This window comes from Kitasatospora sp. NPDC054768 (genome assembly GCF_053612025.1).
The window spans coordinates 1-12,303 of sequence record NZ_JBSHBN010000110.1 but is presented as its reverse complement, the minus strand read 5'-3'; the positions used below and the strand labels follow the sequence as shown (position 1 = coordinate 12,303).

11 protein-coding genes are annotated in these 12,303 nt (G+C 71.5%); 9 read left to right on the top strand and 2 right to left on the bottom strand.

The features are described 5' to 3' along the window. Positions 1–230 precede the first annotated feature (230 nt). The 6 genes from ACWGKU_RS27715 (at position 231) to ACWGKU_RS27690 (ending at position 7,387) form a co-directional block, all read left to right on the top strand. Positions 231–1,289: a BMP family lipoprotein gene (locus ACWGKU_RS27715; RefSeq protein WP_401046243.1), complete on the top strand. Its 1,059-nt coding sequence runs from the start codon at positions 231–233 to the stop codon at positions 1,287–1,289. A gap of 292 nt (positions 1,290–1,581) precedes the next feature. After that, positions 1,582–3,162: an ABC transporter ATP-binding protein gene (locus tag ACWGKU_RS27710; RefSeq protein WP_452179720.1), complete on the top strand. Its 1,581-nt coding sequence runs from the start codon at positions 1,582–1,584 to the stop codon at positions 3,160–3,162. 3 nt (positions 3,163–3,165) lie between these two features. Continuing rightward, positions 3,166–4,326: an ABC transporter permease gene (locus tag ACWGKU_RS27705; RefSeq protein WP_401046238.1), complete on the top strand. Its 1,161-nt coding sequence runs from the start codon at positions 3,166–3,168 to the stop codon at positions 4,324–4,326. Beyond that, positions 4,323–5,588, top strand: a complete 1,266-nt coding sequence (locus ACWGKU_RS27700) for an ABC transporter permease (RefSeq protein ID WP_401046235.1) — start codon at positions 4,323–4,325, stop codon at positions 5,586–5,588. The genes ACWGKU_RS27705 and ACWGKU_RS27700 overlap by 4 nt, the downstream gene beginning before the upstream one ends. Continuing rightward, positions 5,585–5,995 (top strand): cytidine deaminase, encoded by a 411-nt coding sequence (locus tag ACWGKU_RS27695; RefSeq protein ID WP_401046232.1) that lies wholly within the window; start codon positions 5,585–5,587, stop codon positions 5,993–5,995. Before ACWGKU_RS27700 ends, ACWGKU_RS27695 begins: the two co-directional genes overlap by 4 nt. Positions 5,996–6,109: 114 nt before the next feature. Continuing rightward, positions 6,110–7,387 (top strand): thymidine phosphorylase, encoded by a 1,278-nt coding sequence (locus ACWGKU_RS27690; RefSeq protein WP_401046230.1) that lies wholly within the window; start codon positions 6,110–6,112, stop codon positions 7,385–7,387. Between the two features lie 30 nt (positions 7,388–7,417). Here the strand turns inward: ACWGKU_RS27690 and ACWGKU_RS27685 are convergent, their stop codons facing one another. Both ACWGKU_RS27685 and ACWGKU_RS27680 read right to left on the bottom strand, forming a co-directional pair. Beyond that, complete coding sequence (locus ACWGKU_RS27685; protein ID WP_401046227.1) at positions 7,418–7,972, bottom strand: Uma2 family endonuclease; 555 nt, start codon at positions 7,970–7,972, stop codon at positions 7,418–7,420. Positions 7,973–7,998: 26 nt separating this feature from the next. After that, positions 7,999–9,285: an MFS transporter gene (locus ACWGKU_RS27680; RefSeq protein WP_452179721.1), complete on the bottom strand. Its 1,287-nt coding sequence runs from the start codon at positions 9,283–9,285 to the stop codon at positions 7,999–8,001. A gap of 92 nt (positions 9,286–9,377) precedes the next feature. Here ACWGKU_RS27680 and ACWGKU_RS27675 point away from each other — a divergent pair, with 92 nt between their 5' ends. The 3 genes from ACWGKU_RS27675 to ACWGKU_RS27665 all read left to right on the top strand — a co-directional run bounded on the left by ACWGKU_RS27675 (position 9,378) and on the right by ACWGKU_RS27665 (position 12,235). Next, complete coding sequence (locus ACWGKU_RS27675; RefSeq protein ID WP_452179722.1) at positions 9,378–10,346, top strand: LysR family transcriptional regulator; 969 nt, start codon at positions 9,378–9,380, stop codon at positions 10,344–10,346. Positions 10,347–10,476: 130 nt separating this feature from the next. Continuing rightward, positions 10,477–11,634: an adenosine deaminase gene (locus tag ACWGKU_RS27670; RefSeq protein WP_380542931.1), complete on the top strand. Its 1,158-nt coding sequence runs from the start codon at positions 10,477–10,479 to the stop codon at positions 11,632–11,634. A gap of 229 nt (positions 11,635–11,863) precedes the next feature. Next, positions 11,864–12,235 (top strand): ATP-binding protein, encoded by a 372-nt coding sequence (locus tag ACWGKU_RS27665; protein ID WP_359911518.1) that lies wholly within the window; start codon positions 11,864–11,866, stop codon positions 12,233–12,235. The last annotated feature ends 68 nt before the right edge of the window (positions 12,236–12,303 follow it).

Here is a 12,303-nt window from a genome sequence, read left to right as displayed (position 1 = left end):
GCCGGAGCGAAGCGGAACGGCCGGATCCGGGGTCCCGTCGGGGTTACGTAAACTGACCGAACCGACCTCGGATCACCGTCCGCGCGGGGGACAGAGCCCCGGGGAGAACATCAGACCACGGTTTGATAACAACCCGTATGCTCCGGCACCCCGTAACACAACCGTGTTCTACGCGCGTTACGGTGGCGTCCGACCACGCCAAACGGTTGCGTGTAGAAGGAGATATCCCCTTGCGCCGTTCAATGAAGCTCGCCGCGGTTGTGCTCTCGGGTTCCCTGGGCATGGCCTCGCTCGCCGCTTGCGGCGCAAAGAGCACCGACTCCTCCTCCTCCGGCTCGGGCGACGGTTCGCTCAAGGTCGGCCTGGCCTACGACATCGGCGGCCGCGGCGACCAGTCGTTCAACGACTCCGCCGCCCGTGGTCTCGACAAGGCCAAGTCCGAGCTGGGCGTCTCCGTGACCGAGGCCGAGGCCAAGCAGGGCGAGGCCGAGGCCGACAAGGAGACCCGTCTCAAGAACCTGATCGACGCGGGTTACAAGACGATCATCGCGGTCGGCTTCGTCTACCAGCCGGCGATCAACAAGATCGCCAAGGACAACCCGACGGTCAAGTTCGCGATCATCGACTCGAACGACAAGGACCAGCCGGCCAACGTCACCTCGCTGCTCTTCGCCGAGCAGGAGGGCTCGTACCTGGCCGGTGTCGCCGCCGCGAACAAGTCGAAGGCCAAGCACGTCGGCTTCATCGGCGGTGTGCAGTCCGAGCTGATCAAGAAGTTCGAGGCCGGTTACACGGCGGGTGTGAAGTCCGTCGACCCGAGCATCACGGTCGAGACCACCTACCTGACCACCCCGCCGGACTTCACCGGCTTCGCCTCGCCCGACAAGGGCAAGGAGGCCGCCCAGGGTCAGCTCGACAAGGGCGCGGACATCATCTACACCGCCGCCGGCTCCTCCGGCAACGGCGCCATCGAGGCCGTCGCCAACAAGCAGGGCGCCCTGGCCATCGGTGTCGACTCCGACCAGGCCAGCCAGCCGGCCCTGGCGAAGTACAAGAGCAGCATCCTGACCTCGATGGTCAAGAACGTCGACACCGCGGTGTTCTCGTACATCCAGTCGGTCAAGCAGGGCCAGAGCCCGACCGGCGTCAAGCTGTTCGACCTGAAGGCCGAGGGCGTCTCGCTCGCCACCACCGGCGGCAAGATCGACGACATCCAGGACAAGCTGAAGCTCGCCGCCGACGCGATCAAGTCCGGCGCCACCACCATTCCGACCGCGCCGGTCAAGTAAGCACCGCGCGTCCCGGACGCCGCAGCGCCCGCCGCCTGCCCGGCAGGGCGACGCATCCACACAGTTCACGGGAGGGGCCCGGCAGGGTGCGCTCAACGCGTACCCCCGGGCCCCGTTCCGTCTCCCCGTTCCCCCTTGGCCCTCCGAGCGCAACGACGCGCCTCCAGACCACCAGGAGACCGCCATCACCGCATCCGACCCCGTCCCCCTGCGCAAGGACGGCACCCCCAGCGCGGGGACGGCGACACCGGCCGTCGAACTGCGCGGCATCACCAAGCGCTTCCCGGGTGTCGTGGCCAACCACGACATCAACCTCACCGTCCGCACCGGGACCGTGCACGCCCTGATGGGTGAGAACGGCGCCGGCAAGTCGACGCTGATGAAGATCCTCTACGGCATGCAGAAGCCGGACGAGGGCACCATCGCGATCAACGGCGAGCCGTGCGAGTTCAACACCCCCGGCGACGCCATCTCCCGCGGCGTCGGCATGGTGCACCAGCACTTCATGCTCGCCGACAACCTCACGGTGTGGGAGAACGTCGTCCTCGGCGGCGAGAAGCTCCACGGCATCGGCGCCAGGGCGAAGGCGAAGATCAAGGAGATCTCCGACCAGTACGGCCTGGGCGTGCGCCCGGACGCCCTGGTCGAGGACCTCGGCGTCGCCGACCGCCAGCGCGTCGAGATCCTCAAGGTGCTGTACCGCGGCGCCAAGATCCTGATCCTCGACGAACCCACGGCCGTGCTCGTCCCGCAGGAGGTCGACGCGCTGTTCGACAACCTGCGCGAGCTCAAGTCCGAGGGCGTCACCGTCATCTTCATCTCGCACAAGCTGCACGAGGTGCTCGCGGTGGCCGACGCGATCAGCGTCATCCGGCGCGGCACCACGGTCGGCGACGCCGACCCGAAGGCCGTCACCGCCCGGCAGCTCGCCGAGCTGATGGTCGGCGCCGAGCTGCCCTCCCCGGAGAGCCGCGAGTCGACCGTCACCGACGCCGTGATGCTCGACGTCGAGGGCCTGCGGATCGCCAAGACCGACGCCGAGGGCATCGAGCGCGTCGTCCTCGACGACATCTCGCTGCGCATCCACAAGGGCGAGATCCTCGGCATCGCCGGTGTCGAGGGCAACGGCCAGGCCGAGCTGGTCGAGGCCGTCATGGGGATGCTGCCGCTGAACGCCGGCACCGTCACCCTGGACGGCAAGGACCTCTCCGGCAGCCTGACCCGGGCCCGCCGCGAGGCCGGCATCGGCTACATCCCCGAGGACCGCCACAAGCACGGCCTGCTGCTGGAGGCCCCGCTCTGGGAGAACCGCATCCTCGGCCACGTCACCGAGGCGCCCAACTCCAAGGGCGTGCTGCTCGACCCGCCCGCCGCCCGCACGGACACCTGGCGGATCGTCGAGGAGTACGACGTCCGCACTCCCGGCATCGAGGTCACCGCGGCCTCGCTCTCCGGCGGCAACCAGCAGAAGCTGATCATCGGCCGCGAGATGAGCCACCAGCCCAAGCTGCTGATCGCCGCCCACCCCACCCGCGGTGTGGACGTCGGCGCGCAGGCGCAGATCTGGGAGCACATCCGGGTCGCCCAGCGGGCCGGCCTGGCCGTCCTGCTGATCTCCGCCGACCTGGACGAGCTGATCGGCCTGTCCGACACCATCCGGGTCATCTACCGCGGCCGCCTGGTCGCCGACGCCGACCCGGCCACCGTCACCGCCGAGGACCTCGGCACCGCGATGACCGGTGCCGCCAGGGGCCACCTGGAGTCCGAGCCGGAGGCCGTCGCCGAGGCGCAGGCCGTCGCGGCAGAGGGCACCGAGGCCGAGGCCGGGCACCAGCCCACCGACACCGCCGACGACCCGCAGGCGGGGGAGTAACCCATGACCAGTCCCAACCCCGCCGCCGCGAAGCCCGGCCTGGCCCAGCGGTTCAGCGGTGAGCGGATCGTGCTCGCGCTGGCGGCGCCGGTGCTCGCGGTCCTGCTCTCCATCGCGATCTGCTCCGTCCTGCTGGCGACTTCGGGCAAGAACCCGTTCGACGCCTGGAACGTGATGATCACGTACGCCGGCAAGTCGGACGGCCAGGTGGGCATCCTCAACCGGTCCACCACCTACTACCTGGCCGCCGCGGCCGCCGCGTTCGGGTTCCGGATGAACCTGTTCAACATCGGCGTCGAGGGCCAGTACAAGGTCGCGGCGCTGTTCGCGGCCTTCGTCGGCGCCAAGGTGGACTTGCCGGCCTTCATCCAGATCCCGCTGCTGCTGGTCACGGCCATGCTGGTCGGCGGTCTGTACGCGAGCATCGCCGGTCTGCTGAAGGTCTACCGCGGCGTCAGCGAGGTCATCTCGACCATCATGCTGAACTCGATCGCGACCGCGATCATCGGTCTGCTGCTCGTTCCCGGCATCTTCGCGCCGAAGACCAGCGGCACCACCAACTCGATCCAGACCGAGCCGATCTCGCAGTCCAGCCACTTCTTCTCGCTGGAGACGGCCGGCGGAACGCTCTGGGGCTTCATCTTCGTCGCCGCCCTGGTCGGAGTGGTCTTCCAGGTCGTGCTGACCCGCACCCGCTTCGGCTTCGACCTGCGCGCCACCGGCCGCTCGGAGTCCGCGGCGACCGCCTCCGGCGTGAACGTCAAGCGCATGGTGATCATCTCGATGGTGGTCTCCGGAGCCATCGCCGGTCTGATCGGCCTGCCGGAACTCCTGCAGAACTCGTACTACTTCGGCCAGAGCTTCCAGCCCGGTCTGGGCTTCCTGGGCATCTCGATCGCCCTGCTCGGCCGGAACAGCCCGATCGGCATGGCCTTCGCGGCACTGCTGTTCGCCTTCCTGGACGTCACCGGCTCGGTGCTGCCGCTCCAGGGCGGGTTCCCGTTCGAGATCGTCGACGTCATGAAGGGCACCATCGTCATCTGCGTCGTCGTCGCGTACGAGCTGGTGCGCCGCTACGGCCTGAAGCGTCAGCAGCAGAAGGTCGGCGCCCAGCTCGCCGCCCAGGCTGCCGCGAACAGTGAGAAGAAGGAGGTGTCCGCATGAGCACGGCAACGGCTGCCCGTCCGAAGGCGTCGGGCGCACCCGCGAAGAAGCGCAAGCTGTCCTGGCCGGTCGTCCTGCTCCTGATCGCGGGCGCCCTGGTGCTGTTCTCCGCCGTGGGCCTGGCCACCGGCAACCACTCGCTGACCTCCTCCGGGCAGGTCACCGCCGCGCTCGGCGCCGCCGTGCCGATCGGCATGGCCGGTCTGGGCGGTCTCTGGTCCGAGCGGGCCGGTGTGGTCAACATCGGTCTCGAAGGCATGATGGTCGCCGGCACCTTCTGCGGCGCCTGGGCGGGCTACCTGGTCAACCCGTGGGTCGGCCTGCTGGCCGGCATGCTGGGCGGGGCGGTCGGCGGCCTGCTGCACGCGGTCGTCACGGTCACCTTCGGCGTCGACCACATCGTCTCCGGCGTCGGCATCAACCTGCTGATCCCCGGCATCTGCGCGTACGTCAACCGGATCTACTACAAGGACTACGTCTCGGTCGGTGCCGGCCAGAACCAGTCCCCGCCGGCCGACCCGCTGCCGTACATCACCGTCCCGGGCCTGTCCTCCGGGCTGAAGAGCATCGAGAGCCACCACTGGTTCTTCGTCTCGGACGTCGCGGGCGTGCTCGGCGGCCTGGTCACCAACATCTCGGTGGTCGTGCTGCTGGCCGGCGCGCTGATCGTGGTCAGCTACTTCGTGCTCTGGCGCACGGTGTTCGGCCTGCGGCTGCGCTCCTGCGGTGAGAACCCCACCGCCGCCGAGTCGCTGGGCGTCAACGTCTACAAGTACAAGTACCTCGCGGTCATCGCCTCCGGCGCCTTCGCCGGCCTCGGCGGGGCGTACCTCTCGCTGGTCGCGGCGCACTTCTACAAGGACGGCCAGACCCTCGGCCGCGGCTTCATCGGCCTCGCCGCGATGATCTTCGGGAACTGGATGCCCGGTGGCCTCGCCATGGGCGCCGGTCTGTTCGGTTTCACCGACAGCCTCCAGCTGCGCGACCCGGAGTCGGTGCACGTGCTGATCCTGATCGTCGGCATCGCGATGATCCTGTTCGCGCTCTGGCAGCTGTACCGCCGCAAGTACACCGCGACGGTGGTCTCCCTCGTGGTGGCCGGCGGCCTGATCGCCTGGTACTCGCTGACCGACGAGGTGCAGCGCCCGCTGATCGTCGCCACGCCGTACCTGATCACCCTGGTGGTGCTCTCGCTGGCCTCGCAGCGCCTGCGGATGCCCAAGGCGGACGGCCAGATCTACCGCAAGGGCCAGGGCAAGTGACCGCCCCCGCGCCTGCGGCGCCGCCCGCGATCGACTGGGAGCTGCTGCGCACGGCGGCGCGCGAGGCCATGGGCCGCGCGTACGCGCCGTACAGCAGGTTCCCGGTCGGCGCGGCCGCCCTGGTGGACGACGGCAGGGTGGTCACCGGCTGCAACGTCGAGAACGCCTCGTACGGGCTCGGGCTGTGCGCCGAGTGCGGGCTGGTGTCCGCGCTGCACTCCTCCGGCGGCGGCCGGCTGGTCGCCTTCACCTGCGTGGACGGCGCCGGTGAGCTGCTGATGCCGTGCGGGCGCTGCCGCCAACTGCTGTACGAGCACGGCGGGCCGGGGCTGCTGGTCGAACTGGCCTCGGGCGTGAAGCCGATGAGCGAGGTCCTTCCCGACGCGTTCGGGCCGGAGAGGCTCTAAGGGCCCGGTTGGCCCTAGCCGCAGCAATTGTTACGCGCGTAGAGTGTCGCGAGTGGGCCGGAACCCGGTCATCTCGCGACACTCTTCGCTTTTGAAACCCCTCTTGGAGCACGCATGGACGCCATCTCCGTCATCAGGACCAAGCGCGATCGCGGAGAGCTGAGCGACGCTCAGATCGACTGGGTCATCGACGCCTACACCCGCGGTGAGGTCGCCGACGAGCAGATGTCCGCGCTGGCGATGGCGATCCTGCTGAACGGGATGAAGCCGCGCGAGATCAGCCGCTGGACCGACGCCATGATCCGCTCCGGCGTCCGGATGGACTTCTCCTCGCTGCCGCTGCCCACCAGCGACAAGCACTCCACCGGCGGCGTCGGCGACAAGATCACCCTGCCGCTCGCCCCGCTGGTCGCCGCCTGCGGCGCCGCCGTCCCGCAGCTGTCCGGCCGCGGCCTCGGCCACACCGGCGGCACCCTGGACAAGCTGGAGTCCATCCCCGGCTGGCGCGCCCTGCTCTCCAACGAGGAGATGATGGACGTGCTGGGCTCCGCCGGCGCGGTGATCTGCGCGGCGGGCGACGGCCTCGCGCCGGCCGACAAGAAGCTGTACGCGCTGCGCGACGTCACCGGCACCGTCGAGGCCATCCCGCTGATCGCCTCCTCGATCATGTCGAAGAAGATCGCCGAGGGCACCGGCGCGCTGGTCCTGGACGTCAAGGTCGGCTCCGGCGCGTTCATGAAGAACCTGGACGACGCCCGCGAACTCGCCCGCACCATGGTCGGCCTGGGCACCACCGCCGGCGTCAACACCGTCGCGCTGCTCACCGACATGTCCACCCCGCTCGGCCTCACCGCGGGCAACGCGCTGGAGGTCCGGGAGTCCCTGGAGGTGCTCGCGGGCGGCGGCCCGGCCGACGTCGTCGAGCTGACCCTCGCGCTCGCCCGCGAGATGCTCGCCGCGGCCGGTGTGCAGGGCAAGGACCCGGCGGACGCGCTGCGCGACGGCTCCGCGATGGACCACTGGCGCCGCATGATCGCCGCCCAGGGCGGCGACGTCGACGCCCCTCTCCCGGTCGCCCGCGAGCAGCACGTCATCCCGGCGCCCGCCTCCGGCGTGCTCACCGCCCTGGACGCCTACGCGATCGGCGTCTGCGCCTGGCGCCTGGGCGCCGGCCGCGCCCGCAAGGAGGACCCGGTCCAGGCCGGCGCCGGCGTCGAGATGCACGCCAAGCCCGGCGACACCGTGGTGGCCGGCCAGCCCCTGCTGACCCTGCACACCGACACCCCGGAGCGCTTCGACTACGCCGTCGAGGCCCTGGCCGGCGGCGTCGAGGTCGCCCCGGCGGGCACCGCCTTCACCCCGAACCCGATCGTCCTCGACCGCATCGCCTGAGGGTCCTGAGGTCTGCTCACGTACGCCGGATCAGGCGTACGTGAGCAGACCGCTGGTGTCGAGCGTCCAGGGACCGACGGCGATCCTGTCGCCGAAGACGAACTTCTCCCGGGCCTCGTAGCCGGGTTCCGAGTGCACGATGCCCGTGCCCGTGCGGGGATCGACGAGCAGGTAGAACGGAATCCCCATGGCCGAGTAGTCGCGGACCTTGTCGTGGTAGTCGTTCTCGGGGTTCGACTTGGAGACGACTTCCACGACGAGCAGCACCTCGTGCGGGAGGACCGCCCGCTGCTCGCCCTCCAGGGTCGCCTCGGGGAACACCATCAGGTCCGGGTTGCGCAGTCGGCCGAGCCCCGCGTCCTGGAGATCCGCGCCGTGATACGCGATGTGACCGGGGTGGGTGGCCGACAACTGGGCGTTGATCTGTCGGGAGAGGCGCAGCACGGCGAGTTCGTGACGCTTCACGGGCGACATCATCATGACGATCTGGCCGTCGGCGATCTCGATCTTCCCTATCCCCGGCACCTTCGGCAGCTGATCCGCGATCTCGAGCAGCCTGGCGTACACAGCAGGATCGATGCTCATGTTCCGGAGTGTATCCGCGGCGGCTGTCAAGCGTTCGCGACCGTTCGGCGGGCCGCGTGGGCCCGGTGGGTGGCGTAGAGGGTGACGGCGGCGGCCAGGGCCATGGCGGCGAGCCCGACGGTGGCGGCGCCGGGCCAGCCGGTGGCGTGGTAGGCGTCGGCGCCGAGGGTGCCGCCGAGGCTGTTGCCGAGGTAGTAGGCGATCAGGTAGAGGGCGGAGGCCTGGGCGCGGCCCTCGGTGGCGGTGCGGCCGACCGAGGAGGAGGCGGTGGCGTGGCCGGCGAAGAAGCCGGCGGTGATCAGGACCAGGCCGAGCAGGGCGCAGACCAGGGACTCGGCGAGGGAGAGCAGCAGGCCGGCCGCGGTCACGCCGATGGAGACGTAGAGGGCGCCGCGCCGGCCGAGGCGGCCGGAGAGCCGGCCGGCGGCGGCGGAGGTGCCGGTGCCGACCAGGTAGACCACGAAGATCGAGGCGGCGATCGACTCCGGCAGGTGGAACGGCGCGGAGATCAGCCGGTAGCCGACGGTGTTGTAGACCGCCCCGAACACGGCCATGAACAGCATCCCGAGCGCGTACAGCCGCACCAGCAGCGGGTTGCGCAGGTGCCGTCCGACGGTCCGGGCGAGCGCGCGGGCGTCCACCGGGGCGGGGGTGAAGTGCCGGGCCGCGGGGATCAGCAGCCGGAAGGCGAGCGTGGCGAGCAGGGCGAGGACGGCGGAGGCGGCGAGGCCCCAGCGCCAGCCGAGTCCGGCGGCGGTCCAGCCGGAGAGCAGTCGGCCGCCCATCCCGCCGATGCTGTTGCCGGCCACGTACAGGCCCATCGCGGAGGGCAGCGCACTGGGGTGGACCTCCTCGGCGAGGTAGGCCATGGCGGTGGCGGGGAGCCCGGCGAGGGCGGCGCCCTGGAGGACCCGCAGGGTGACGAGGGCGGTGAGGTCCGGCGCGAAGGGCAGGGCGAGCGCGAGGGCGGAGGCGGCGAGGGTGGAGGCCGTCATCACCGCGGTGCGGCCGTACGTGTCGGAGAGCGCGCTGGCCGGGAGCAGCCCGAGGGCGAGGCCGAGGGTGGCGGCGGAGGCCGTCCAGCTGGCCTGGCCGGGGGTGAGGTCGAGGTCGGCCGAGAGGATCGGCAGCAGGCCCTGGGTGGAGTACAGCAGGACGAAGGTCGCGACCCCGGCGGCGAACAGGGCGAGGTTGGCGCGGCGGAAGCCGCGCTGGCCGGGGCGGTGGCGGTCGTCCGTGGTGGCGGTGGGGGAGGGGGCGGGGGCGGGGGCATCCGGGGTGGTCACGGATGCCCCGGTATCGGCGGGCTGCATGTCGTCGACCGTAGGCCTGGCGCCGTTGATGCGTCCAATGCATGAAGCGTGGATGATCGATGCACTGGTGTATGAGTCGAGGTGGTGGCGCGATGTCCGGTCCGGAGTCGGCGGACGGTGGCGAGCAGCGGTACCGGGTGGCCGAGTTGGGCCCGCGGGAGCCGGCGGCGCTGCTGGCGCCCCGGCTGGCCCGGTTCGCGGCGGTGGCCCGGCTGGAGCACGTGACCCAGGCGGCCGCGCTGCTCGGGGTGCCGCAGCCGACGCTGTCGCGCTCGGTGGCCCGGCTGGAGGAGGAGCTGGGGGTGGACCTGCTGGCCCGTCAGGGCCGTACGGTGCAGCTGACCCGGGCGGGCCGGCTGCTGCTGGCCTCGGTGGAGCGGGCGCTGGCCGAGGTCGAGCGCGGTGCGGCGGCGGCCCGGGCGGAGGCGGACCCGGAGGCGGGACTGGTGGCCTTCGGCTTCCTGCACACGATGGGGCCGGACGCGGTGCCGGCGCTGCTGCGCGGCTTCCGCGCGGCGCACCCGCGGGTGCGGTTCCAGCTGGTGCAGGACTACGGCGCGGCGATGCTGGAGCGGTTGCGGGCCGGGGAGTTGGACCTCTGTCTGGTCGCGCCGCTGCCGGAGGACCCGGCGTTCGCCGCCCGCCCGCTGGACGAGCAGCGGCTGCACCTGGTCGTCCCGGCGGACCACCGGCTGGCCGGGCGGCGGCGGATCCGGCTGGCGGAGGTGGCCGAGGAGCCGTTCGTCGGGCTGGAGCAGGGGTACGGGCTGCGCGCGATCACGGACGGCTTCTGCGCGCAGGCCGGGTTCGTCCCCCGGCTGGCGTTCGAGGGGGAGGAGGCGGAGACGCTGCGCGGGCTGGTGGCGGCCGGGCTGGGGGTGGCGCTGCTGCCGCCGGCCCTGGTGCCGCGACCGGGGGTGGTGGAGCTGGAGGTGACGGCGCCCCGCACCCGCCGGGCGATCGGGCTGGCCTGGGCGGCGGGGCGGCCGCTGACCCCGCCGGCGCGGACCTTCCGGGACTTCGTGCTGTCCCGGCGGGGGCGGCTGTTGCAGCACGACTGACGCCCGCTCGGCGGCGGTCCGGCGTTTTGGCGGATCGTATGGACCGGGCGGTGGAATTCCGCGTGGAGTTTGGACCATCCGGTGGTGTTCGCGGTGGTCGGTCTACGCGCGTAGGGGCTATATTTCCGCAATGGAACAGCAGATCCCCGTCACCACCGCGGGCACCGGCCCGCGCATCCCCACCGCCGACCAGATCCGCCGCGCGCCGAAGGTCCTCCTGCACGACCACCTGGACGGCGGGCTGCGCCCGGAGACCGTGGTCGAGCTGGCCGCCGCCTGCGGCTACCAGGGCCTGCCCACCACCGACGCCAAGGAGCTCGGCGAGTGGTTCCGCGAGGCCGCGGACTCCGGCTCGCTGGTCCGCTACCTGGAGACCTTCGCGCACACCTGCGCCGTGATGCAGACCCGTGAGGCGCTGATCAAGGTCGCCGCGGACTGCGCCGAGGACCTGGCCGCCGACGGCGTCGTGTACGCCGAGGTCCGCTACGCCCCCGAGCAGCACCTGGAGGCCGGGCTGAGCCTCGACGAGGTCGTCGAGGCCGTCCAGGAGGGCTTCCGCCTCGGCGAGGCCAACGCCCGCGCAGCCGGCCACCGGATCCGCATCGGCACCCTGATCACCGCGATGCGGCACGCCGCCCGCTCGCAGGAGATCGCCGAACTGGCCAACCGCCACCGGGACTCGGGCGTCGTCGGCTTCGACATCGCCGGTGCCGAGGCCGGCTACCCGCCCACCCGGCACCAGGCCGCCTTCGACTACCTCAAGGGCGAGAACAACCACTTCACCATCCACGCGGGCGAGGCCTTCGGCCTGCCGTCGATCTGGGAGGCCCTGCAGTGCTGCGGCGCCGACCGGCTCGGCCACGGCGTGCGGATCGTCGACGACATCACGGTCGGCGAGGACGGCACGGTCGAGCTCGGCCGGCTGGCCGCGTACGTGCGCGACAAGCGCATCCCGCTGGAGATGTGCCCGACCTCCAACATCCAGACCGGCGCCGCGGCCTCGTACGCCGAGCACCCGATCGGGCTGCTCAGCCGGCTGAAGTTCCGGGTCACCGTGAACACCGACAACCGGCTGATGAGCGGCACCAGCATGAGCCGGGAGTTCGGCCACGTGGTGGAGGCCTTCGGCTACACCCTGGGTGACCTGGAGTGGTTCACCGTGAACGCGATGAAGTCCGCGTTCCTGCCCTTCGACGAGCGGCTGGCGATGATCAGCGACGTGATCAAGCCGGGCTACGCCGAGCTGAAGGCGGAGTGGCTGTTCAGCGTGGGCGCCGGCGGCAACTGAGCCGCCGGGGCGGTGCCCCGGGCCCGCCGGGTCGGATGAACGCCGTGTTCCCGCACGAGAGTTGGCGTTCATCCGACTACTCACTCGGGTGAGTGAACGCCCTTTGGTTCCCGGGTGACCGGCTCACTACGGTGTGCCCGTCATTGCCGATACGGCTCGGCGGCGGTCGCCCGTCCGTCGGTCCCGTGCGTGAAGTCGGCCACCGACGAGGACCCAAAGGGGACCCACCATGAAGCAGGCTCTCAAGGCCGCGGGCACCGCGGCGCTCGGCATCGCCATCGCGGCGGTCGGCGCCGGTACCGCCTCCGCGGCCGACGGCCAGGCGGCCGGCGGCCTCGGGCTGCCCACCGGCGCGCTGACGAACCCGGCGGTGACCGGTGCGGTCACCGACACCGCCGCCAAGCTGCCCGCCACCGGCAAGGTGACCGAGACGCTGGGCACCCTCGCCCCGAGCGTGGGCAAGGCCGTCCCGGCCGGGGAGACCCCGCTGGCCGGCGTCACCCAGCAGCGTGCCGCCCTCCCGACCGTCCCGGGCCTGGACAAGACCCCGATCGGCGCGCTGACCAGCACCCTGCCGGCCCTCCCCGGCCTGACCGGCTGAAGTCCGGGGCGCGCCCGACCGGCACGCCCCGGCCCACGGCACGGCGACGGGCCGCCCACCCCGAGATC